We start from the raw sequence: 23,863 nt of genomic DNA, 5'->3' as shown, positions 1-23,863 counted from the left end.
CGATGACTCGTCTGACCGCGAAAGACTTTGCTCCCGAACTGCTGGAGCTCTACGACGGCTATGCCCACGGCAAGATCAACCGCCGCGAATTTCTCGACCGCGCCGCGCTGTTCACCCTCGGTGGCCTCACCGCTTCGGCATTGCTCGCGGCCCTGAGCCCCAATTACGCCTTGGCCGAGCAGGTGAAATTCACCGACCCGGATATCGTCGCCGACTACATCACCTACCCCTCGCCCAAAGGCAACGGCACCGTGCGCGGCTATCTGGTACGCCCAGCCAAGGCGGCAGGCAAGCTGCCCGCCGTGGTGGTGGTGCATGAAAACCGGGGCCTGAACCCCTATATCGAAGACGTCGCCCGACGCCTGGCCAAGGCCGGCTTTATCGCCTTGGCCCCGGACGGCCTGACCTCGGTGGGCGGCTACCCTGGCAATGATGAAAAAGGCGTGGCCCTGCAGCAGACCGTCGACCCGACCAAACTGATGAACGACTTCTTCGCCGCCATCGAATGGCTGATGCAGCACGACAGCAGCACGGGCAAAGTCGGCATCACCGGGTTCTGTTATGGCGGTGGCGTGACCAATGCAGCGGCGGTGGCCTACCCGGAACTGGGCGCGGCAGTGTCGTTCTACGGGCGCCAACCCGACGCCAAGGACGTGCCACGCATCAAGGCGCCGATCATGTTGCATTTCGGTGAACTGGATACGCGCATCAATGAAGGCTGGCCGGCGTATGAACAGGCATTGAAAGCCGCGGGGACGAGGTATGAGGCGTTTATCTACAAGGGCGCCAATCATGGTTTTCATAATGATTCGACACCGCGCTATGACGAAGCAGCGGCGAACCTTGCCTGGGAACGCACCCTGGGATGGTTCCGCCAATACCTCGCCTAGCCAAGCGCTGACTGTGGGAGCGGGCTTGCCCGCGAAGGCGGTGTGTCAGTCGCTGCACCTGTTACTGCACGACCGCTATCGCAGGCAAGCCAGCTCCCACCTTTGATCACCTCAGGCAACACTCGCCTGCAACCACCCTTTGAACGCCAACATCGCGGGTGTCTCAGCCCGCGACTGCAAGCGCGTCAACCAATAGCTGCCGGTGGTGATCCCCACCTCGAACGGCTGGCGGATCACATCGTTCTCCAATTGCCGTGAAAACATCAGGGCTGGCGCCAGTGCTACGCCAGTCCCTTGCAGCGCGGCCTCCATCATCGCCAGCGAAGAGTCGAACACCACGCTGCGCGGCATCCGTGTATCGCTGGGCAAACCGGCGGCCTGGAACCACAGGTTCCACTCATCGGCACGGTAGGAACGCAGCAAGGTGTGTTTCAGTACGTCAGCCGGGCTGTGCAGTTGTTCGGCAATCTGCGGCACGCACAACACCGTCAGCGGTGCCTCAAGCAAGGGGCAGGCGTCGGTGCCGTGCCACGCGCCGGCGCCAAAACGGATGGCATAATCCAGGCCCTCGGCGGCGACATCCACGCGGTTGTTGTGGGTGGACAAGCGCAAGTCGATCAACGGGTAGCGGCTGTGAAAATCCGCCAGGCGTGGCAACAACCAGCCCACCGCAAAGGTACCGACTGCCCCCACCGTCAGGACTTCACGGTAATGGCCGCCTTCAAATTGATCCAAGGTCAGGGCAATACGGTCGAAGGCGTCACGCAGCACGGGCAGCAGGGATTCGCCTTCGCTGGTGAGCATCAAGCCCCGTGGCAGGCGCTTGAACAGCGTGACGTTGAGTTGCGCTTCGAGACTTTTGACCTGATGACTGACCGCCGCCTGGGTCACGCACAGCTCAATGGCCGCACGGGTAAAGCTCAAATGGCGCGCCGACGCTTCGAAAGCGCGCAACGCATTGAGCGGCAGGTGGGAACGCAACATGGCTTGACCCAAATTTTTCTAATGGCAGGTGCGAGATATCATCGTTTGCCGACACCCGGAAATCCACCTACATTTGCCACGCCTGCGCAGGCTCCGATCGTCATTGCCTTATTTACATGGAAGCGAACCATGAAACACACCCTGAAAAAATATGCGGTTTCAGCTTTGTTGCTCGGCGCCGGCAGCTGCATGGCCGCCACCGATATGCGCCAGGTCGTGGACAGCCACGTCACCCCTCTGATGAAACAGCAAGGCATCCCGGGCCTGACGGTCGCGGTCGTCCAACACGGCAAGGTGCAATACTTTAACTACGGCGTCGCCGCCAAAGACACCCAGGCACCCGTCACCGAAAACACCCTGTTCGAAATCGGCTCAGTGAGCAAAACCTTCAACGCCACCCTCGGCGGGTATGCCCAGGCCATCGGCAAGCTCAAGCTGTCGGACATGACCAGCCAACATCTGCCCGTCCTGGCTGGCAGCGCGTTCGATCGCATCAGCCTGCTGCAACTGGCCACTTACACCGCCGGCGGCCTGACGCTGCAGTTTCCGGATGCCGCCGACAGTGCAACCACCATGATGGATTACTTCCAGCATTGGAAACCCACTTATGCGCCGGGGGAACAACGCCTTTACTCCAACCCCAGCATTGGCCTGTTCGGTTACGTAACCGCAAAAAGCCTGGGCCAGCCATTCACCGTCGCCATGGAAAAAACCCTGCTGCCCAAGCTGGGCTTGACCAATACCTATACTCGCGTCCCCGCCGACAAGGCCGGCCAGTACGCCCAGGGCTATGACAGCCAGCAGAAACCGGTACGCGTCAACCCCGGCGCCCTGGACTTCGAAGCCTACGGCATCAAGAGCAGCAGCCAAGACCTGGCCCGCTACGTGATCGCGAACATGCACCCGCAAACCCTGGAACAACCGGTGCAACAGGCCATTGCCACCACTCACGCCGGCTACTACACCGTCAACGGCATGACCCAGGGCCTGGGCTGGGAACGCTACCCCTACCCCATCAGCCTGCAAGCGTTGCTGGACGGCAACTCCACACCGATGGCGATGGAGCCGCACAAGGTCACCTGGCTCAAACCCGCCCAGCCGCAGCCTGCCAATGTGCTGTACAACAAAACCGGGTCCACTGGCGGCTTTGGTGCGTACGTGGCGTACGTGCCTAGCAAGGACATGGGGGTGGTGATTCTGGCGAACCGGAACTACCCGAATGCCGAACGGGTGAAAGTAGCGCACGCGATCTTGAGTGCGATGGACCAATAAGGCCGCCATCGCAGGCAAGCCAGCTCCCACATTTGGATCGCGGCGCGTCAGTTAGATCAGCTTCCGCCGTTGGGTAGTCACGGGAGCAGGCGCCCTCGCCACAGGGCCAGCGTCGTCCCTGAGTTGTGTAGATACCTATGCCCCGATGAGGAAGTGTCTGACCCACCGCCATCGGGGCAAGCCCCCTCCCACCCTACATTCCGAGCCACTGCGGCAGCGCCAGGGAAATGAACGGCAAGTACGTCACCATGATCAGGAACACCAACAGGATCATCAGCCACGGCATCGCCGCGCGAATAGTCTGCCCCAATGTCAGCCCGGTCACCGCCGAGGTCACGAACAGGTTCAGCCCCACCGGCGGGTGCACCAGGCCGATTTCCATGTTCACCACCATCACAATCCCCAGGTGAATCGGGTCAATGCCCAGCTTCATCGCAATCGGAAAAAAGATCGGCGCCAGGATCAGCACAATGGCCGAAGGCTCCATAAAGCTGCCGGCAATCAGCAGCACCACGTTGACCATGATCAAGAAACCAATCGGCGTCAGCCCTTCGGAGATCACCCACGCGGTGATTTGCTGGGGGATCTGTTCGGTGGTCAGCACGTGGGCAAACAGCATGGCGTTGGCGATGATGAACATCAGCATGATCGACAAGCGTCCCGACTCCAGCAGCACCTTGGGGCAGTCGCGCAGCTTCATGTCCTTGTAGACGAACAGCGCGACGAATGCTGAATACACGGCCGCCACGGCCGCCGCTTCGGTCGGGGTGAACATGCCGCTGTAAATGCCGCCGAGGATGATCACCAGCAGCAACAGGCCCCAGAACGCTCGGCGTGCACAGCTCAGCCACTCACGGAATGTCGCCCGGGGTTGCGCCGGCAGCTTCTTGATGCGGGCGACGATGTAGATCGCGACCATCAACATCAGGCCCAGCAGCAAGCCCGGAATCACCCCGGCCATGAACAACTTGCCCACCGAGGTTTCGGTCGCCGCCGAATACACCACCATCACAATCGATGGCGGGATCAGAATGCCCAAGGTCCCGGCATTGCAGATGATGCCCGCACCAAATTCCTTCGGATAACCGGAGCGCACCATGCCCGCCACGGCAATCGAACCCACTGCTGCCACCGTGGCCGGTGACGACCCGGACAGCGCTGCAAACAGCATGCACGCCAGCACTGCGGCAATCGCCAGGCCACCGCGGATATGCCCGACACAGGCGTTGGCAAAGTCGATCAGCCGCTGGGCCACGCCGCCGGTGGTCATGAAGGCACCGGACAACAGGAAAAACGGAATCGCCAGGAAGGTGTAGGCATCGCTGGTTTCAAACAGCTTGATCGCCAGGGAACTCACCGAGTCCTGGCTGAACATCAGGATCGACACCGCACCGGACAGCCCCAGGGCAATCGCAATCGGCACGCCCAGGAACATGAACACGAACAACAGCAAAAACAGACAGAGCACGGCCATCAGTGACGCTCCTCATGACTGCCGGCCAACTTGCTGGCCTCACCGGCCTCATCGGCCAACCCCAACCCGACCTGGCGGTGGGTAAAGATGCGGTAGAAAATTTCCAGGTAGCGGATCAATACCAACGCAAAGCCAATGGGCACGATCACCACGATGTCGCCGACATCGATGCCGAACTGGTCAAGGTCTTCGGCGCCGATATGCGCGGTCATCACCGCACTCACCCACTTATAGCTGGCCACCATGAACAGCCCGGCATAGGCCAGGCAGCACAGGCAGGCGAGCATGCCGAGCAGGCGCTGCACCGGGCGCCGGGTCAGCCGCACCAGCGCGTCCACGCCCAGGTGGCCGGCGGTGCGCACGCCGTAGGAAATGCCGAAAAAAATCAACCAGCCGAACATCGCCTTGGTCAGCGCCACACTCCAGGTCATCTCTTGGGCCCAGGTCATGGTGCCGTCGCCCAGGGCATTGAAGAAGGCGCTGCTCCAGGCCCATTTGTCGGCCAGGGCAAAGAACAGGGTGTAGACGTTGTTGAGCATGACGTAGACGAACGTCACCAGGGTCATGGCGGCCAGCAGGAAAGCGATAAAGGCTTCCTCCAGGTGCTCCCAGACGCGCCTTAGCGTTTGCATGGCAAAACCTCGCGTGGCAAAGATAGGTAAAAACCAGGTCAACCTGTGGGAGCTGGCTTGCCTGCGATAGCGGTGGACCAGCCGCCAGTTGTATCAACTGACACACCGCAATCGCGGGCAAGCCCGCTCCCACAGAGGATTACTGGTTGGAAGCGTCCGCCGCCTTGATCAGGTCAGCCCCAATCTCGCCTTCGAACTTCTGCCACACCGGGCGCATGGCTTCGCGCCACAGCGCACGTTGCTCGGGGGTCAGTTCGATGATTTCGCTGGTCTTGGCGTCGATGATCTTCTGCTTGGCCGACTGGTTCAGCGCTTCGGCCTGCTTGTTCACCTCCACGGTGACCTCGGCCATGATCTGCTCCAGGGTGCTGCGCACATCCGGCGCCAGGCCGTTCCAGAACGTCGCGTTAGTGATCACCATGTAGTCGATCAGGCCATGGTTGGACTCGGTGAAGTACTTCTGCACTTCGTTGACCTTCTGGCTTTCATAGTTCGACCACGTGTTCTCGGTGCCATTCACGGTACCGGTCTGCAGGCCCTGGTAAACCTCGGCAAAGCTCATCTTGCGCGGGTTGGCGCGGATCGCCTTGAACTGTTCTTCGAGCACACTGGAAGCTTGCACGCGGAACTTCAGGCCACGGGCGTCCTTGGGTTCATGCAGGGCCTTGTTGGCAGAGAGTTGTTTGAGGCCGTTGTGCCAATAGGCCAGGCCGAGGATGTTTTTATCCTGCATCGAGGTCAGCAGTTGCTTGCCCTGGGCCGCCTGGAAACGGTCGACGGCGGCCAGGTCGTTGAACAGGAACGGCAAGTCGTATATCTGCACTTGCTTGGTGTAGTGCTCGAATTTGGCCAGGGACGGCGCCAGCATCTGCACATCACCCAGCAGCAATGCTTCCATTTCCTTGCCATCGCCAAACAGCGACGAGTTCGGGTACACCTCGACCTTGACCTTGCCGGGCAGGCGCTCTTCAGCAAGCGTTTTGAACAGCAGCGCGCCTTGGCCTTTAGGGGTGTTTTCGGCAACCACGTGGGCGAACTTGATCACAATCGGGTCTGCCGCCTGGGCCAGGCCAGCGGTAAACAAGGTGGCGGCGCACAGCAGCGCCCGGGAAAGCTTGAGCATGGGAATCACCTTCTTATTGTTGTGTTTAAGGCAAGGTGCCTGATGTTACGCGTGTCGTGAATTTCGAATTTTAGATACCTGCGTTCGGCCTGGCCGAACGCGTCCAGTGTGGGAGCTGGCTTGCCTGCGATAGCGGTGTGTCAGGCAACACAGACAGTGACTGTTCTGCCGCTATCGCAGGCAAGCCAGCTCCCACACTTTGTTCCCGGTTTTGTCAGTTACAGTTGCGCGGCCAGCAGCCTTTGAGCGCGCAGCAACACCGGCGCATCCACCATCTGCCCATCAATCTGATAAGCCCCTGCCCCATGGACGCACGCCTCCACCACCCGCCTGGCCCAGGCCAGCTCTTGGGCGCTCGGCGCCAGCGCTGCATGGATCACCGCGACTTGCTTGGGGTGAATGCACAACGCCCCGGCAAAACCCATCTCATAGGCGTGCCGGATCGAACGGTGCAGGCCTTCGGGGTCGTCGATGGCCGGGTGCACGCCGTCCAGCGGCGCCGCCAGGCCCGCGGCGCGCGAATGCACGATCAGCGCCAGGCGCGCCTGGTCGAGGGCCAATTCAGCGGCGCGGGAGTGACTGCTCAGGTTCAGGTCCAGCGCCAGGTCCAAGCCACCGAACGACAGGCGCTCCACCTGGGGCGCCTGGGCAATCTGCGCCAGTGCCAGCAAACCGCGTGCGCTTTCGATAATCGGCCAGATAGCCTTGCCGGTCGCGGCCACCACAGCCACCTGGGCCGCGCTTTCGACCTTGGGCAGCAATACCCCGGCGACATTTGCATGGGCCTTGCAGAACGCCACGTCCTCAAAATGCTCGGCATGTTGCGGCGCGTTGATGCGCACCCACACCCGGGCTTCAGTATGGGCGCACAGGAATGCATCCAGATTATCCCGGGCCTGACGCTTGAGCGGTTCTTCTACCGCGTCTTCAAAATCCACAATCACTGCGTCGGCGCCGCTGGCCAGGGCCTTGGCAAACCGCTCCGGGCGGCTGCCCGGCACAAACAGCGCAGAACGTACTAATGGCTTTGGCATCACGTGATTCCTGATTAGATAACGCCGCGCTCGCGCAGACTGTTAATAGCCTCAATGGAGTAACCCAGCTGCTCAAGGATGCCTTGGCTGTGTTGCCCCAGCGCTGGCACGCCGTCCATGCGCGGGGTAAACGCAGCGTTACGGGCCGGTGGCAACAGCGACGGCAACGGCCCCGCCGGGCTGTCGACGTCACGCCAGCTGTCGCGGGCCTTGAGTTGCGGGTGGTCCCACACGCCTTGCATGTCGTTGACCCGGGCACTGGCAATTTGCGCGTGCTCCAGGCGCTGGATCACCGCCTCGACGTCCAGTGGGGCAAAGCGCTCCACAATGATCTGGCGCAGCACCTCGCGGTTGGCCGAGCGCTTGAAATTGGCGCTGAAGCGCTCGTCCGTGGCCAATGCCGGGGTGAGCAGCACTTTGTCGCAGAACGCCGCCCATTCGCGCTCGTTCTGCAAGCCGAGCATCACCGTGCCGCCGCCCCCGGTGGGAAACGGCCCGTAGGGGTAAATCGTCGAATGCGCGGCACCCGCACGCGGTGGCGGCGGCGCGCCGTCGAAGGCGTAATACATCGGGTAGCCCATCCACTCCACCAGGCTTTCGAGCATGCTCACATCGATGCGACTGCCCTGGCCGGTTTTGCCGCGCAGCAGCAGCGCCGACAGAATGCCGCTGTAGGCGTACATCCCGGCGGAGATATCCGCGATGGAGCAACCGGCTTTGGCCATCTGTTCTTCACCTGGGCCTCCGGTCACCGAGAGAAAGCCGCCCTCGCTCTGGATCAGCAGGTCGTAGGCTTTCTTTTTCTCGTAGGGCCCACCTTCGCCATAGCCGGAAATATCGCAGACGATCAGGCGTGGGAAGCGCGCGTGCAGCGCCTCGAACGATAAGCCCATGCGCGCCGCCGCGCCGGGGGCAAGGTTCTGCACCAGCACATCGGCATCGGCCAAAAGCGCATCCAGAATAGCGCCCGCCTCGTCCTGCTTGAGGTCCAGGGTCAGGCTTTCCTTGGAGCGGTTGGTCCAGACGAAATGCGACGCCAGGCCACGCACCCGCTCGTCATAGCCACGGGCGAAGTCGCCGGTGCCGGGGCGCTCTACCTTGATGACCCGGGCACCGAGGTCGGCCAGCTGGCGCGTGCAAAATGGCGCGGCAATCGCGTGTTCCAGGCTGACGACGGTGATGCCGTCCAGCGGTCGTTGTTCAGTCATGACAAATCCCTCAAAGCCAATGGGCCATGGACGCGGTAGTGCGCAGGTTCCACACCTGCTCGATCAGGCCTCTGGCCTGGGGCGGGGTGCGGGCGCCGCTGAAGTGGGCCAGGCGCTGGAACTTATCCGCCAGTTCGGCCCGACTCAGGGTGTTGCCCGGGTCGCCCTTGGGTTCATCAATGGCACCGCGCAGCGTGCGGCCATCGGTGGTGGTGACCGTGACGCGGCCCAGCCAGCGTTGCGGGTAGGCGCTGTCGACTTCCGGGTCCAGGGTCATGCTGACCTTGTCGCGAAACGCCGCGACCGCAGGATCGGTCAACGCCAGCTCATGGAATTCAGGCAACCCGGCTTTGCCATGCACAGCGATCAGCCCAAGCACGGTGCCCATGGAAAATTTGGCCTGGTGCACGGTGGCCGGCACCGTCACTCGACCCAGCACATCGATGGCGCCTTGGTGCACGTGGGTTTGCACCTGGGAGATCTGCGCAGCGCTCAAGCCTTCACGCTGCATCACGGCCAGCAGCGCATCGGCAGCAGGATGGGTGTGGCGACAGGAGGCGTGGAATTTGAACGAGGTCTCCACCAGCGCCCAACGGCTGCCCAGCTCGGAAGACAATTTGCCCGGTTGGGCATCACTGGACATACCTGCCGCCAAACCTTGCTCACCTTCAAGGATATTGCGCGCGCCGGTCAGCCCATCGGCCGTAAGGTAAGCCGCCAGCAAGCCGTCCGCCGCCGCCTTGGCCGTGTGCAGTTGCTTGGAGTCGGCGGCATCGCGCAGAAACTCCCACAGCCCGGCAGCCTGGGTGCCGGCGCTGCCGAGCAGGTTGATGAATTGTTCTTCGTTGAAATCGAGCAACTTGCCCACCGCGACCGCCGCCGCCAGGGTGCCGACCGTGGCCGTGGTGTGGAAGATGCGGTAGTGGGAGCGGCCCATGAACTCACCGATGCGAATCCCCGCCTCGTAGCCGGCCACCGAGGCCAGCAAGAGTTCACGGCCAGACTTGCCGAGGTCCTGGGCAGCCGCCAACGCGGCGGGAAACACCACGGTGGCCGGGTGCAGCACGGAACTGTTGTGCAGGTCATCCTGCTCCACCAGGTGTGAGGAGGCGGCGTTGACCAGTGCGGCGAAATACGCGCTGGTGCCGGTGCCGTTGACGATCACCTGGGCCGGACCGCTGCTCGGGCCCATCTTCTGCGCGTAGCGTTCAAACAAGGGAATCGGGTGCGCGCCTTGGCTGGCCAAGGCGGACGCGAGCCAATCCAGGTACAGCTCTTCGGTGCGCGCCAGCACGGGCTCGGGCAATTGTGAATACGTCAGCTCGGCCAGGAACCGGCACAGGGCTTGGGTAGGGCTCATTGCTCAGGCCCTCAAAAGCTACGTGGCAGTTCGAGCAAATGCTCGGCCACGTAGGACAGGATCAGGTTGGTGGAGATCGGCGCTACCTGGTACAGGCGGGTCTCGCGGAATTTGCGCTCCACGTCGTACTCGCAGGCAAAGCCGAAGCCGCCGTGGGTTTGCAGGCAGGCGTTGGCCGCTTCCCAGGACGCCTTTGCCGCCAGGTACTTGGCCATGTTGGCACTGGCCCCGGCGCTCTTGCCGCTGTCGTATTCCTCGCAGGCACGCCAGCGCATCAGGTCGGCCGCTTCGATCTCGATATGCGCCTCGGCAATCGGGAACTGCACGCCCTGGTTCTGCCCGATGGGCCGGCCAAACACCACACGGTCGCGGGCATAGGCGCTGGCCTTTTCGATGAACCAGCGGCCGTCACCGATGCACTCGGCGGCAATCAGCGTGCGCTCGGCATTCAGGCCATCGAGGATGTATTTGAAGCCCTTGCCCTCCTCGCCAATCAGGCTGTCCAGGGGCAGCTCCAGGTTGTCGAAGAACAGCTCGTTGGTCTCGTGGTTGACCATATTGGCAATGGGCTGCACGGTCAGGCCGTTGCCGATGGCCTGGCGCAGGTCTACCAGGAAGATCGACATGCCTTCGGACTTTTTCTTTACGTCGGCCAAAGGCGTAGTGCGCGCCAGCAGGATCATCAGGTCGGAATGCTGTACCCGAGAGATCCAGACTTTCTGGCCGTTGATCACGTACTTGTCGCCGCGCTTGATCGCCGTGGTCTTGATCTTGGTGGTGTCGGTGCCGGTAGTGGGCTCGGTGACGGCCATCGACTGCAGGCGCAACTCACCGCTGGCCAGCTTGGGCAGGTAGAAGCGTTTTTGCGCCTCGCTGCCGTGACGCAGCAGGGTGAACATGTTGTACATCTGGCCGTGTACGGTGCCCGAGTTGCCGCCGCAGCGGTTGACTTCCTCAAGGATCACCGAGGCTTCGGCCAGGCCCAGGCCGGAACCGCCGTATTCTTCGGGAATCATGGCCGACAGCCAACCGGCGTCGGTCAGGGCCTTGACGAAGGCTTCGGGGAAGCCTTTTTCTTCATCGATCTTGCGCCAGTAAGCGGCATCGAACTCGGCGCACAAGGCGCGCACGCCGTCGCGGATGGCCTTGAGTTCTTCGTTGTCATGGGCATTCATTAACGGCTCTCCGCCTGTTGTTATCGGGTTATTCGAAATGCACGTGGGCGGTCTGTGCCAGGCCTTCAGTGTTGCCCGCCCAGAGTTCTGCGACGCCGGTTGCGGTGATACGCCCGCCGACCTCAAAAGGCTGTGGCGCAATCAGTGGGCGCACGCCGCGATAGGCAAAGCGGCGCAGGGTCGCCTCAGGGTGCGCTCGGCAGAACGCACGCAGGTTCAAGGTGGCGATCAGCGGGCCATGCACCACCAGGCCGGCATAGCCTTCGGTGCCGGTGACATAGGGGTAGTCGTAGTGGATGCGGTGGCCGTTGAACGTGACGGCGCTGTAGCGGAACAACAGGGTCGACGTCGGCTCGACGGCCTCTGTCCATTCGCCCCGGGCCAGCGCGTCGCCGCTGCCAGGCTTGGGTGGCGTGGGTTCGCGGTAGACGATGTCCTGTTCCTCGCGGATGGCCAGGCGCCCTTCCTGGGAGTAGTCATGGCGCACGGTGACAAATAGCAGTGAGCCGGTGCGCCCGGTCTTTTCTTCGACCTGGGTGATGGTCGACACGCGCGTAGCCGCCTCGCCAGCCCGCAGTGGCTGCAGAAATTCAACACGCCCACCGGCCCACATGCGATTGCGGTTATCGGCCGGCGGCAGGAACCCGCCTCGTGCCGGGTGGCCGTCGCCGCCCAACGCCACCTCCGGCAGCGGGTCCTGGAAAAAGCACCATTGCCACAGCGCAGGCACAGCGTCGCCGTCGGCAGGCACCTCTTCACCTAACGTCGCGGCGATGCGCTTGAGCAGGTTATGACTCAGGTGGTCGTGGGCGGTCTCACTTCGGCCGATCCAATCAGTGGCGCTCATCGGGTGCAGGTCCTCAGGCAGTGGGTGTCTGCCGTGGATCATGCAAGGGCCTGCCCGTTCTGAGAATTTGCATTTCAATAAACCAGCGTTCGGTTAAGCTGAACGCACCATTCCTATGCGTACCTCTTGTGGCGAGGGAGCTTGCTCCCGTGGGGGCGCGAAGCGGCCCCAAAAAACAGGCCTGCTTCGCAGTCCAGCGGGAGCAAGCTCCCTCGCCACGGGTGATCACAAGCCTGGAGTTTTGCATGCACTTTGATCTTGCTGACCTGCGCCTGTTTATCCATATCGCCGAATCCCCCAGCCTCACCCAGGGTGCCAAGCGCGCCTTCCTGTCGCCGGCTGCCGCCAGTGCGCGGATCAAGGCCCTGGAAGGTCAGCTCGACACGCGCCTGTTGTACCGCGATAGCCGGGGCGTGGAGATCACCCCGGCAGGCGAGCGCCTGTTACACCATGCGCGGTTGATTATGCGCCAGGTGGATTACCTCAAAAGCGAGTTCACCCAATACGGCGTGGATTCCGCCGGGCATATCCGTATCTTCGCCAACACCACGGCGGTCACCGAGTTTTTGCCGGAGGTCTTGGCAGGCTTTCTGTCACAGCGCCCGGGCGTCACTGTCGATCTGCAGGAACGCCTGTCACGGGACATCGTGCGTGGGGTGCTCGATGGCACCAGTGACATGGGCATCATCGCCGGCCCCGTGGAAGCCTCCGGCCTGCAGGTGTTGCATTTCAGCACCGATGAACTGGTGCTGATGGTGCCCGTCGGGCATCCGTTGGCCGACCAGCCTTCGGTGACCCTTGAGCAGACCCTGGCGTATCAGCATATCGGCCTGCATGAAGGCAGCACGCTGTTGAGTTTCCTGCGCGAACACGTCGAGCGTCTGGGCAAGCAATTGTCGCTGCGTATCCAGGTCTCGAGCTTCGAGGCGATCTGCCGAATGGTCGAGGCCGGCGTGGGCATTGGCATCATTCCAGAGTCCGCCGCCCTGCGTCACAGCCGCACCATGCAGTTGGTGACGGTGAAACTGGACGAGCCCTGGGCGATTCGCGAGCGCAGTATCCTGGTACGCGAGCTGGAAGCGCTGCCGGGGACCATTCGCGCCCTGATCGCCACGTTGATGCCCGCCCCCCTGGGCAAATCCTGATGTTTTTATAAGCGGCCGTTAACAGTCTTTGACAGTTTCCCGACAAAGCACTCAAAGATTCTCGGCCACCGCCGCCCTAGCATTCCAGCATCCAAATCATCATTCGGGTGCTCTTGATGTTTCGCAGACTGCGCGGTATTCCGCTATTGGGTTGCCTGTTGGGCAGTATCGGTTGCCACTCGCAACCGCCTGCCCCGCCGCCGATTCAAAAAGGCGATTACGGCGCAATCATCCGCTACCTGCAAACCCGCATTCCCCGGGAGATGGCTCGGGACAATGTGGCGGGATTGTCGATTGCCCTGGTCAATGGCCAGGAGCTGATCTGGGCCCGCGGCTTTGGCCTGGCTGACAAAGACCTGGGGGTGCCGGTCACGCCCAATACCGCGTTTCGCGCAGGTGGCATCTCCAAGCTGCTGACCGCCACGGCGGCGCTGCAACTGGTGGAGCAGCAACACCTGGCGCTGGATGCGCCGATCCAGCAGACCCTGCGTGAGTTCTACGTAAGGTCCCGCTTTCACAGTGACCAGGCCGAGGCGGATCGAGCGATCACCTTGCGGCGCTTGCTCAGCCATCAATCCGGCTTGCCCAGCGAGCACCTGCGCGACCTGCGCAGCACCTATGCCATGGGGCAAATGCCGATGCGTGTGTCGGGTGTGTGGCTGAGCAGCCTGCCGGGCTCCCAGGTGGCGTATTCCAACCTTGGCTATGCCTTGGTGGGCGCCGCCATTGAGCGCAGCAGCGGCAAAAGCTTCGAAGCCCAGTTACAAAGCAGCCTGCTCACACCCTTGCGAATGAACCAGTCCAGTTTCCTGGGTACCGGTGCGCAAATGAGCTATCGCGCCCACGGCTACGAGGATGGCAAGGCCAGCACCGACCCCCAGGTGCGTGACCTCGCCGCCGGCGGCCTGTGGACCAGCCCCAAAGACCTCAGCCGCTACGTACGCATGCTGTTTGCCAAGGGCACCTACAAGGGCAGCCACATCCTCGGCAGCACGTCTATCGACGCCATGTTTACCCAGCAAAACACCGGCAATGCCTTGGATTTCGACTGCCAGATGGGCTTGGGCTGGTTCTTGGCGCCCTGTGGTGACGAGCCCATCGGCCCCGGTGTGCGCACCTACCAGCACAGCGGTGGCGGCGACGACTTCGTGGCCCAGTTGACCCTGCTGCCGGATCAGCAACTGGCCGTGGTCATCATGGCCAACGACAGCAACGCCGAAGACATGGTGGTGTCGCTGACCACCGACAGCCTGCGCCTGATGCTCCAGGCTCAGACCGGCAAGCCCGTATGCGCCGATGACTGCCAGGCCCCCAGCCACGGCCTCAAGCTGCGCCATGTACCGGCGGCGGTGGATCGCAAGCGCCTGGCAGGCTTCTACGCGACCGCCTGGGGCGTGTTCCGCATCAGGGATGAGCATGCGCGCTTGAGCGGCGAACTGGCCGGCTACGATTTCCAGCTATTGCGTGATGAGCAAGGCTGGCTGCGGGCGCAGAAAAAGATACTGGGGTTCTGGCGCAAGGACCTGGGCGAGTTGGGCCGCGTGCAGTTGGATGTGGTCACGGTACAAGGCCGCCAAATGCTCACCGCCCGCAGCCACGGCCAACGCATTGCCATCGGCGAGCGCATCGAGCCGCCGCCCTTGTCCGCCGCGTGGGCCAACACGATCGGCACCTACCAGGTGCTCAGCAGCCATGAACCCGACGCGCCATTGAGTGGCATCAGCGTGCGCCAGGAGGACGGTTTCCTGGTGATTCGCGGCCAATTGCACGGCGAGCCGCTGACCGACTACATCCTGCTGCCCATCGACAACGCCCATGCGGTGCTGGCCGGCAACGGCTACGGCCTGGGCGATACCGTCAGCCGACAGGTCAACGGCCTGAGTGCTTCGGGCTACTCGTTCAAACGCACCCATTCACCTTTGAAGCTCTAGTGGGACGGTTAGACTCGCGCCCTTCCCCATGCCAGGTATTCACATTAGAACTACTCAGCATATGCCCACGTCATCCGAAACGACGCCCCGCCCCACTCCGAATCCTGCACTTCCACCTGCCCTCCATGCCACTGGCTGACACGCTTGACCAGCGCCAGGCCCAGACCAAATCCGCCTGTGCGGCGGTCGCGGCTGGCGTCAAGGCGCAGGAAGGGTTCGAATATCTTGGTGCGACCCTCCAGCGGTACCCCCGGCCCATCGTCGTTGACCCGCACTTCGTAACCGCTGCCAAACTTGACCAGCGACACTTCCACGCGGCGATCGGCATAACGAATCGCGTTGCGCAGCAGGTTGATCACCGCCCGCGCCATAAAGCGTGGCTCGATCTGGATAACGTCCACCTCGCAGGTGCGCAACGACAACTGCACCCCTTCCGCTTCGGCCTCCAGGGCCACGCTGCCGATCACACTGTCGAGCCAACTGTGGGCCTCGATTTGCTCGCGGGTGACCTGGGTAGCGCCCGGCTCAAGGCTGGCATAGGTCAACAGCTCGGAGACCATTTCTTCCAGTTCACCGAGGTCGGCGTACATGTCGTTGATCAACGCTCGGCTTTGCCGTGGGTCACTCTGCTGCCTGAGCTGGTCCAGCTCGAATGACAGCCGCGCAATCGGCGTACGCAATTCGTGGGAGACCGCGTTGGTGAGTTCGCGCTGGTTGGCGATCAAACCTTCGATGCGCTCGGCCATCTGGTTGAAGTGCCCGGCCAGTGAACGCACGGTGGAGCGAGTCGGCAGCAAGATGCGCGAGCCCAGGTCATTGTCACCGAAACGTTGCGCTGCCAGGCGGATGTGCTCCAGGTCGCGCCAGTGTGGACGCACCCAGAAATACAGGACGATGGCCAGGCTCACGCCCAGGAAAGCGTAGGCCCAGAGGTACAACCACTTGGGTTCTTCCGGCAACCTGATTTCGAGCAGTTGCGGGCCGTCGTCGATAGGCGCAAGAAATTTCATGAAGTCTTCGCGCACCACCACCTGACCAGCCGCCAGGAGTTTCTGTTCCCGTTCGCTCAAATTCTGGGCGTCGCGCTGCACCAGTTCGAGCCGCAAGCCGTAATGCGGTTGCAGTTCGTCCAGGCGTGCCTGGCGCGCCTCTGCCTGCACGGGGCGCAACTGCTCCACCAGGGCCCACGCCGGGCCGCGCAGGGCTTCACGGTTATAGGTCTCGTTGGACTCGGGCATGTAAGCGTCAAGGCCGAAGTCGACCAGCCAGATCGACCCGGCCAGGCCGAGCGCGAGAATCAAATAGAGGCGCAGGTACAAGCGCAGCATCTACACCTCCCACGCGAACGGATTGAACAGGTAGCCCTTGCCCCAGATGGTCTTGATGCACACCGGCTCGCGGGGGTTGTCATTGAGCTTGCCGCGCAGTTTGCTGATGTACACGTCTACGCTGCGGTTCAGCCCGTCAAAGGCAATGCCGCGCATGCGGTTGAGGATGTCGTCGCGAGAGAGAATCTTGCCCGCGCTGCTGGCCAGCAGCCACAGCAACTCGAACTCCATGGTGGTGAGGTCAATGGTCTCGCCGCCCAGGCGGACCACCCGGCAACTGCGATCAATCGACAAACGGCCAAATTCCAGGGCGCCGCGCACGGTGGGCTCGGGCACCTGGCGGCGCTGCAGCGCACGCAGGCGCGCCAGCAACACCGGCGGTTTGATCGGCTTGATCACGTAGTCGTCAGCACCGGACTCAAGGCCAAGGATATGGTCCAGGTCATCTTCCTTGGCGGTAAGGATCACGATGGGCGTATCCGACACGTTGCGAATCTCGCGGCAGACATGCAGCCCGCTCTGACCCGGCAGCATCAGATCGAGCACGACGATCTTCGGCTTGAAATCCAGGAACGCCACCAGCGCTTCATCGCCCCGGTACACCACCCGTACCTCGAAACCATGCTGCGACAGAAAATGCGAGACCAGCCCTGCCAGCTTTTCATCGTCCTCAACGAGCAGGACCTTGCCCAGACCCAGGTTTTCCATAAGTTCTCAGTGTGAATGCGCGGATTGAAATGGGGCCATTATAGGTGGCAAGCTGGCCGACAGAGGTGGCTGACCAGTCCCCAGCGAAGAAGCTTCATGCTTTTAAGAGTTTTTAACAAATAGCCTGCAGTTTTTAACGCCATTGACAGGGAGTTCCATGCGCAAGGATTACCTGGCGTTCTTCATTTCGCTGTTCCTTTCACGGCTGGCCGATCAGGTTCTGCTGTTTATCGTGCCACTGATCGTGTTCCAGACCACGCAAAGCGTGTCGTGGGCGGGGTTGGCATTTTTTGTCGAGTCACTGCCGCGCTACCTGGCGTTTCCGGTGTGCGGCGCGTTGTGCGACAGGTTTTCACCGGTGCGTATCCTGCATATCAGCCAGGTGTATCGGGCCTTGGCCTGCGTGGTGGCGATAGCGCTGTATGGGCTGTTCGACGGTATCCATTGGCTGGTGATGCTGTCCGCGTTGTGCGGCGTGCTGACCACCCAAGGCATCATGGCGCGGGAAGTGGTGATGCCGCATATCTTCCAGCAGTACACCTACGCCAAGACCTTGTCCTATTCGCAAATTGCCGACCAGAGCGGGCTGGTGCTCGGCCCGTTGGTGGCGGCGCTGGTGCTGGAAGTCTGGGCGTGGCCATGGGTAGTGCTGGGCGTCGCCGTGCTGTTTGTGCTGGCGGACCTGGCGATGCTGATCTGGCAGCGCAACACGACGGTGAACCTGAAAATACACCAACAGCACCCGGGTATCTGGCTGCAACCATTGCGCACCGCCTCCGGCCATATCTTCAGTCGGGTGGAGTTGAAGCGCATCATCGTCCTGGCGGTCGGCGTGAACCTGATAGTCGGCGTGACACTGGCCACCTCGGCAGCCATGGTCACCGGCCACTACGCAGCGGGCAAAGACGCCTATGCCCTGCTGCAAGCCGCCGGGGCGCTGGCGACCATCGCGATTCTGTTCTACCTGGCGCGCTCATCACTGAAGCTGAAGGTACTGGGCGGGTTGTCGTACTCGATGATCACCGTCGGCGCGCTGATCACCGCGCTCAGCCCCGGCGTGTGGGCCTACGCGGTGGGTTTCTTGCTGGTGACCGGTTTCGACAAGATGTTCAACGTGTACCTGCGCAGCACCCGCCAACGGGTGATCCCGGTGCAAGACTTCGGCAAGACAGTCGGCGTGATGACCTTGCTCAACAACCTGGCCCAGCCCTTGGCGGGCTTGATGATTGCCGGGCTGGCAGCGCCTTTGGGCACGCCGACGGTGATCCTGTTGCTGACCGGGATCACCGCCTTGATCGGTGTGGCCGTGGCCTCAGGCTGGCACGCCACTGTGAAAGCGGAACTCGACGTCGGGTGATTCGATCAGGTCCTGCTCGGTGGCCCGCACCCGCTCGATCACCTGGGCGATGTCCTTGGCGTCGCCGTACTGGTAAGCCAGCTTCAAGTAGCCCTGGAAGTGCCGCGCCTCGCTTTTGAGCAAGCCGAAATAGAACTTGCCGAGTTCTTCGTCCAAATGCGGCACCAGCGCTTCGAAGCGCTCGCAACTGCGCGCTTCGATAAAGGCGCCCACCACCAGGGTATCCACCAGCTTGACCGGCTCATGGCTGCGCACCACCTTGCGCAAACCCGAGGCGTAACGGCCGGCGTGCAGTTGACGCAGTTCGACCTTGCGCTTTTTCATCAGGCGCATGACCTGCTCGTGGTGCACCAGCTCTTCGCGGGCCAGGCGCGACATCATGTTGATCAGGTCAACGTGGCCGTAGTACTTGGCCATCAGGCTCAAGGCGGTGCTGGCGGCTTTGAATTCGCAGTTTTTGTGGTCGATCAGCAGAGTTTCCTGATCGGCCAACGCGGCCTGGACCCAGGCATCTGGGGTGCGGCAGCCAAGGAATTCATGGATTTCGGGCAGGTTCATCGGGCTCACGGGCAAAGGATCACAAAAGGGCGCCGATTATACCGACCCCGCCGCAGACCACCAGCCACCGGCCTTGATGTGTATCAACATGACGGCTGCCGGCCAGCAACTATAGTTAACCAACGCCCGCCCTTTTGGAGATCCCGACCATGCAAGCCATCCGCAGCATCCTGGTGGTCATCGAGCCCGAGCATTCGGAAAGCCTGGCCCTCAAGCGTGCCAAGCTGATTGCCAAAGTGACCGACGCGCACCTGCACCTGCTGGTCTGTGACAAGCAGCACGAGCATTCGGCGCTGCTGAGCCTGCTCAAGGAAGGCTTGCAAGAAGACGGCTACAGCGTCACCACCGAGCAGGCCTGGAACGACAGCCTGCATGAAACCATCATCGATGTGCAGCAAGCCGAAGGTTGTGGCCTGGTGATCAAACAACACTTCCCCGACAACCCCCTGAAAAAAGCCCTGCTGACCCCGGCGGACTGGAAGTTGCTGCGCTATTGCCCAACGCCGGTGTTGCTGGTCAAGACCGCCACCCCCTGGGCGGGCGGCGTGATCCTGGCGGCCATCGACGTGGGCAACGCGGACGGCGAACACCGCTCGCTGCACAATTCGATCATCGACCATGGCTTTGATATCGCCAGCCTCGCCAAAGCGCAGTTGCATGTGATCAGCGCTCACCCCTCGCCCATGCTGTCGGCGGCAGACCCGACCTTTCAGCTCAAGGAAACCATCGAGGCGCGCTACCGCGAGCAATGCAAGGCCTTCCAGGCCGAGTTCGACGTGGACGACAGGCACCTGCATATCGAGGAAGGCCCGGCCGATGTGCTGATCCCACATATTGCCCATCGGTTGCAGGCGGCGGTGACCATTATCGGCACGGTGGCGCGCACGGGGATTTCCGGGGCGTTGATCGGCAATACTGCAGAAGTGGTGCTGGATGCGGTGCAAGGCGATGTGCTGGTGCTCAAGCCGCAGACGCTGATGGATCATCTGGAAGAGCTGGCGACCAAGCCCTGACACCGACCTTCAGGCAATGTGGATCAAATGTGGGAGCTGGCTTGCCTGCGATTGCGGTGGGTAAGCGGGCGCATTTGCTCCTGATACACCGCTATCGCAGGCAAGCCAGCTCCCACATTGACCTCGCCAGTCAGTTAACCCAGCGCATCTTTCAAGAAGCCCGGCGCGATATAGCGCTGGTAATGCGCCTCGGACAAGATAAAGAACTCGCGATCAATGGCATCGCGCAGTTCAGGCAGCGCCCAGTCGCGAAACTCCGGTAACAGCACCATGCCATAGGCCTCCAGGTTATTGATCACCCGGGCCCCACGGGCGATCAACTGGTAGGCCCAGCAATACTCGGACTGGTGCGGCACAAAGCGAATCTTGCGTTGCTCCAACTGCCCGCGCAGGGTCTTGGGGTCGAAAACCTCGACTTTACCGGCCATGACCTGCACCAACAGTTGCTCAAGCCTGAGCCAGACCGCGCGTTTTTCTTCTTCGTTATAGCCGTTCCACTGGATCACTTCATGGTGGAAGCGCTTGCATCCACGGCACACGAGATCGCCGTAGACCGTGGAACACAGGCCGACGCAGGGGGTCTTGATGGTTTGGTTGGGCATGGGCAGCAACACGCAAATCAGCGAAACAGTGCGCCATGTTAGCCCTTTGTCTAAGGTTGATCACCCCGCAAACTTGAGCAGGCAACTTACCTTTAGATTTTTTTTGCCGTAGAATCACCCGGCCTTGTAAGGCGCCAATAATCCGCTGGAAGCTGTTTTCAAAGCGTCACGAGCACAGTCGTTCCTTCAGAACGGTGTTGGCGCAGGTTCGACCCGGTAGGTCAGAGCCCGCGCCAACCCTCATCAGCTCCGTTCTGCAGGCGTAAAACTTTGAAAGCAGCTTCTGTAAGGAATGCCGGCAGCGCTGGCTTTGCGGCCCAAAAAGCCCCCGAGCGCATGCGTGCCGTTCATTTCTGGATGAGCGTCCCGTGGGACCACTGATGAGGGTAATAACTGTGCTTGAAGCCTACCGCAAACATATCGAAGAGCGTGCAGCACTGGGTATCGTTCCCCAGCCGCTTAACGCCGAACAAACCGCAGGCCTGGTCGAGCTGCTGAAAAATCCTCCGGCTGGCGAAGAAGAATTCCTCGTTGACCTGATCACCAACCGCATTCCACCAGGCGTTGACGAAGCCGCTTACGTCAAGGCCGGTTTCCTGTCTGCCCTGGCCAAGGGCGAAGCCACTTCCCCCCTGATCGACAAGAAGCGCGCTGTTGAACTGCTCGGCACCATGCAGGGCGGCTACAACATCGTGACGTTGGTCGAGCTGCTGGACGACGCCGAACTGGCGCCCGTCGCGGCCGCCCAACTCAAGCACACCCTGCTGATGTTCGATGCGTTCCACGACGTCGCCGAAAAAGCCCGCAACGGCAACGAGCACGCCAAAGGCGTGATCCAGTCCTGGGCTGACGGCGAGTGGTTCCGCAACCGCCCTACCCTGGCCGACAAGATCAGCCTGCGCGTCTTCAAGGTCACCGGCGAAACCAACACCGACGACCTGTCGCCGGCGCCTGACGCCTGGTCCCGCCCTGACATCCCGCTGCACGCCCTGGCCATGCTGAAAATGGCTCGCGAAGGCATCGTGCCGGACGAGCAAGGCAAGACCGGCCCGATGAAGCAGATCGAAGAAATGCGCGGCCAAGGCTTCCCGATCGCGTACGTGGGTGACGTGGTCGGTACCGGTTCGTCGCGTAAGTCGGCGACCAACTCGGTACTGTGGTTCTTCGGTGACGACGTACCTTACGTGCCGAACAAGCGTGCCGGCGGTTTCTGCTTCGGCAGCAAGATCGCTCCGATCTTCTACAACACCATGGAAGATGCTGGCGCATTGCCAATCGAATTCGACGTCACCAACATGAACATGGGCGACGTGATCGACCTGTACCCGCATGCTGGCAAAGTCTGCAAACACGGCACCGACGAAGTCCTGACCACCTTCGAAATGAAGACCCCAGTGCTGTTGGACGAAGTCCGTGCTGGCGGCCGTATCCCGCTGATCATCGGCCGTGGCCTGACCGACAAGGCACGCGCTGAGCTGGGCCTGGGCCCGACCGACCTGTTCAAGCTGCCTGAAGCGCCTGTCGACACCGGCAAGGGCTTCACCCTGGCGCAGAAAATGGTCGGCAAGGCCTGTGGCCTGCCAGAAGGCAAAGGCGTTCGTCCAGGCACCTACTGCGAGCCGAAGATGACCACCGTGGGCTCCCAGGACACCACCGGCCCAATGACCCGTGATGAACTCAAAGACCTGGCATGCCTGGGCTTCTCGACCGACCTGGTGATGCAGTCCTTCTGCCACACCGCGGCTTACCCGAAGCCGATCGACGTGACCACCCACCACACCCTGCCTGACTTCATCATGACCCGTGGCGGTGTATCGCTGCGTCCAGGCGACGGCATCATCCACAGCTGGCTGAACCGCATGCTGCTGCCGGACACCGTCGGTACCGGTGGCGACTCCCACACCCGTTTCCCGATGGGCATCTCGTTCCCGGCCGGTTCTGGCCTGGTCGCGTTCGCTGCAGCCACTGGCGTAATGCCACTGGACATGCCGGAATCGATTCTGGTGCGCTTCAAAGGCAAGATGAAGCCTGGCATCACCCTGCGTGACCTGGTGCATGCCATTCCTTACTACGCGATCCAGGCTGGCCTGCTGACCGTAGAAAAGAAAGGCAAGAAGAACGCCTTCTCTGGCCGCATCCTTGAAATCGAAGGCCTGAACGACCTGACGCTGGAACAGGCTTTCGAGCTGTCCGACGCCTCGGCTGAACGTTCGGCTGCCGGTTGCACCATCAAGCTGTCCAAAGAGTCCGTCACCGAGTACCTGAACTCCAACATCACCCTGCTGCGCTGGATGATCGGCGAAGGCTACGGCGATGCACGCACCCTGGAACGTCGTGCCCAAGCGATGGAAGCCTGGGTTGCCAACCCGGAGCTGATGGAAGCCGATGCCGACGCCGAATACGCCGAAATCATCGAAATCGACCTGTCGGAAATCAACGAGCCGATCCTCTGCGCGCCAAACGACCCGGACGACGCCCGTCTGCTGTCCAGCGTCGCTGGCGAGAAGATCGACGAAGTGTTCATCGGTTCGTGCATGACCAACATCGGTCACTTCCGCGCTGCCGGTAAGCTTCTGGAGCAGGTCAAGGGCCAGCTGCCTACCCGTCTGTGGCTGTCGCCGCCGACCAAGATGGACGCTCACCAACTGACCGAAGAAGGCTACTACGGCATCTACGGCAAGGCTGGCGCACGCATGGAAATGCCAGGCTGCTCGCTGTGCATGGGTAACCAGGCACGCGTTGAGCCGAACTCCACCGTCGTGTCGACCTCGACCCGTAACTTCCCGAACCGCCTGGGTGATGGTGCCAACGTCTACCTGGCATCGGCTGAGCTGGCGGCAGTCGCCTCCACTCTGGGTCGCCTGCCGACAGTCGAAGAGTACATGGGCTACGCAGCGAAACTGGACACCATGGCCAGTGACGTCTACCGCTACCTGAACTTCGACCAGATCGCCGAGTTCCGCAAGATCGCAGCAAGCGCCAACATCCCGGTGATTCAAGCTTAACGGTGTGTTGATGTGAAGAACGCCGCGTATCGCAAGGTACGCGGCGTTTTTTTATGCCTGGAATTAACCTTACTGCCAACACAAAAAAAATGTGGGAGCTGGCTTGCCTGCGATGGCCATAGGTATCTACATAACTCTGTTAGCTCAACGGTAACCACGATGCGAAGCGAGCCGCTCTTGATCTTGATCTGCTTTTGATCTTAGGCGCCCCGTTAAA

At 61.7% G+C, this 23,863-nt stretch carries 20 protein-coding genes; 7 read left to right on the top strand and 13 right to left on the bottom strand.

Annotated features, from left to right (window positions below):
- Nucleotides 1-2: 2 nt before the first annotated feature.
- Complete coding sequence (gene yghX / locus GIV35_RS18115; protein ID WP_105226988.1) at nucleotides 3-890, top strand: YghX family hydrolase; 888 nt, start codon at nucleotides 3-5, stop codon at nucleotides 888-890.
- Nucleotides 891-1,001: 111 nt separating this feature from the next.
- Here yghX and GIV35_RS18110 read toward each other — a convergent pair whose 3' ends face one another.
- Nucleotides 1,002-1,874 carry a LysR family transcriptional regulator gene (locus GIV35_RS18110; protein WP_223023793.1) on the bottom strand — a complete coding sequence of 291 codons (873 nt, stop codon included), beginning with the start codon at nucleotides 1,872-1,874 and terminating at the stop codon, nucleotides 1,002-1,004.
- A 129-nt stretch (nucleotides 1,875-2,003) separates the two neighbouring features.
- Here GIV35_RS18110 and ampC point away from each other — a divergent pair, with 129 nt between their 5' ends.
- Nucleotides 2,004-3,146: a class C beta-lactamase gene (gene ampC / locus GIV35_RS18105; protein ID WP_213153893.1), complete on the top strand. Its 1,143-nt coding sequence runs from the start codon at nucleotides 2,004-2,006 to the stop codon at nucleotides 3,144-3,146.
- 193 nt (nucleotides 3,147-3,339) lie between these two features.
- Here ampC and dctM read toward each other — a convergent pair whose 3' ends face one another.
- From dctM to GIV35_RS18065, 8 genes are all read right to left on the bottom strand, one after another.
- Entirely contained in the window at nucleotides 3,340-4,620 is a 1,281-nt protein-coding gene (gene dctM / locus GIV35_RS18100) for a C4-dicarboxylate TRAP transporter large permease protein DctM (protein WP_014718351.1), read from the bottom strand.
- Nucleotides 4,620-5,252: a TRAP transporter small permease gene (locus GIV35_RS18095; RefSeq protein ID WP_105226991.1), complete on the bottom strand. Its 633-nt coding sequence runs from the start codon at nucleotides 5,250-5,252 to the stop codon at nucleotides 4,620-4,622. The genes dctM and GIV35_RS18095 overlap by 1 nt, the downstream gene beginning before the upstream one ends.
- Nucleotides 5,253-5,391: 139 nt before the next feature.
- A complete protein-coding gene (locus GIV35_RS18090) occupies nucleotides 5,392-6,375 on the bottom strand; it encodes a TRAP transporter substrate-binding protein (RefSeq protein WP_236304326.1) in 984 nt (327 codons plus the stop codon).
- A 218-nt stretch (nucleotides 6,376-6,593) separates the two neighbouring features.
- Entirely contained in the window at nucleotides 6,594-7,409 is an 816-nt protein-coding gene (locus tag GIV35_RS18085) for an HpcH/HpaI aldolase/citrate lyase family protein (RefSeq protein ID WP_236265931.1), read from the bottom strand.
- A 14-nt stretch (nucleotides 7,410-7,423) separates the two neighbouring features.
- The gene (locus GIV35_RS18080) at nucleotides 7,424-8,617 is read right to left on the bottom strand and encodes a CaiB/BaiF CoA transferase family protein (RefSeq protein ID WP_105226994.1); all 1,194 of its coding nucleotides are present in this window, start codon (nucleotides 8,615-8,617) and stop codon (nucleotides 7,424-7,426) included.
- Nucleotides 8,618-8,627: 10 nt separating this feature from the next.
- A complete protein-coding gene (locus GIV35_RS18075) occupies nucleotides 8,628-9,977 on the bottom strand; it encodes an MmgE/PrpD family protein (RefSeq protein WP_223023795.1) in 1,350 nt (449 codons plus the stop codon).
- 11 nt (nucleotides 9,978-9,988) lie between these two features.
- On the bottom strand, nucleotides 9,989-11,152 hold the full coding sequence (locus GIV35_RS18070) for an acyl-CoA dehydrogenase family protein (RefSeq protein WP_223023796.1): 1,164 nt from the start codon (nucleotides 11,150-11,152) through the stop codon (nucleotides 9,989-9,991).
- A gap of 28 nt (nucleotides 11,153-11,180) precedes the next feature.
- Complete coding sequence (locus GIV35_RS18065; RefSeq protein ID WP_223023797.1) at nucleotides 11,181-11,999, bottom strand: FAS1-like dehydratase domain-containing protein; 819 nt, start codon at nucleotides 11,997-11,999, stop codon at nucleotides 11,181-11,183.
- A 245-nt stretch (nucleotides 12,000-12,244) separates the two neighbouring features.
- On the opposite strand from GIV35_RS18065, the gene GIV35_RS18060 reads away from it, so the two are divergent.
- The gene (locus GIV35_RS18060; RefSeq protein WP_034126002.1) at nucleotides 12,245-13,144 is read left to right on the top strand and encodes a LysR family transcriptional regulator; all 900 of its coding nucleotides are present in this window, start codon (nucleotides 12,245-12,247) and stop codon (nucleotides 13,142-13,144) included.
- 116 nt (nucleotides 13,145-13,260) lie between these two features.
- Nucleotides 13,261-15,075: a serine hydrolase domain-containing protein gene (locus GIV35_RS18055; protein WP_236265634.1), complete on the top strand. Its 1,815-nt coding sequence runs from the start codon at nucleotides 13,261-13,263 to the stop codon at nucleotides 15,073-15,075.
- Nucleotides 15,076-15,125: 50 nt separating this feature from the next.
- Here the strand turns inward: GIV35_RS18055 and GIV35_RS18050 are convergent, their stop codons facing one another.
- Nucleotides 15,126-16,403, bottom strand: a complete 1,278-nt coding sequence (locus GIV35_RS18050; protein ID WP_105226998.1) for an ATP-binding protein — start codon at nucleotides 16,401-16,403, stop codon at nucleotides 15,126-15,128.
- Nucleotides 16,404-17,111, bottom strand: coding sequence for a winged helix-turn-helix domain-containing protein (locus GIV35_RS18045; RefSeq protein WP_054921321.1), 708 nt, complete (start codon nucleotides 17,109-17,111; stop codon nucleotides 16,404-16,406).
- 157 nt (nucleotides 17,112-17,268) lie between these two features.
- Here GIV35_RS18045 and GIV35_RS18040 point away from each other — a divergent pair, with 157 nt between their 5' ends.
- The gene (locus tag GIV35_RS18040) at nucleotides 17,269-18,468 is read left to right on the top strand and encodes an MFS transporter (protein ID WP_236265635.1); all 1,200 of its coding nucleotides are present in this window, start codon (nucleotides 17,269-17,271) and stop codon (nucleotides 18,466-18,468) included.
- Here GIV35_RS18040 and GIV35_RS18035 read toward each other — a convergent pair.
- Entirely contained in the window at nucleotides 18,424-19,026 is a 603-nt protein-coding gene (locus tag GIV35_RS18035) for a tRNA-(ms[2]io[6]A)-hydroxylase (protein ID WP_032892116.1), read from the bottom strand. The genes GIV35_RS18040 and GIV35_RS18035 overlap by 45 nt on opposite strands.
- Before the next feature lie 149 nt (nucleotides 19,027-19,175).
- Here GIV35_RS18035 and GIV35_RS18030 point away from each other — a divergent pair, with 149 nt between their 5' ends.
- Nucleotides 19,176-20,039: a universal stress protein gene (locus GIV35_RS18030; protein WP_198716214.1), complete on the top strand. Its 864-nt coding sequence runs from the start codon at nucleotides 19,176-19,178 to the stop codon at nucleotides 20,037-20,039.
- A gap of 134 nt (nucleotides 20,040-20,173) precedes the next feature.
- Here the strand turns inward: GIV35_RS18030 and GIV35_RS18025 are convergent, their stop codons facing one another.
- Complete coding sequence (locus GIV35_RS18025; protein ID WP_003190830.1) at nucleotides 20,174-20,641, bottom strand: DUF1289 domain-containing protein; 468 nt, start codon at nucleotides 20,639-20,641, stop codon at nucleotides 20,174-20,176.
- Nucleotides 20,642-21,036: 395 nt separating this feature from the next.
- Here GIV35_RS18025 and acnB point away from each other — a divergent pair, with 395 nt between their 5' ends.
- Nucleotides 21,037-23,646, top strand: a complete 2,610-nt coding sequence (acnB, locus tag GIV35_RS18020) for a bifunctional aconitate hydratase 2/2-methylisocitrate dehydratase (protein ID WP_003190828.1) — start codon at nucleotides 21,037-21,039, stop codon at nucleotides 23,644-23,646.
- The last annotated feature ends 217 nt before the right edge of the window (nucleotides 23,647-23,863 follow it).

Origin of the sequence: Pseudomonas sp. PA-1-6B, from assembly GCF_021609545.1 — a bacterium.
Classification (GTDB): Bacteria; Pseudomonadota; Gammaproteobacteria; order Pseudomonadales; family Pseudomonadaceae; genus Aquipseudomonas; species Aquipseudomonas fluorescens_BV.
This window is presented reverse-complemented; position numbering and strand designations above follow the sequence as displayed.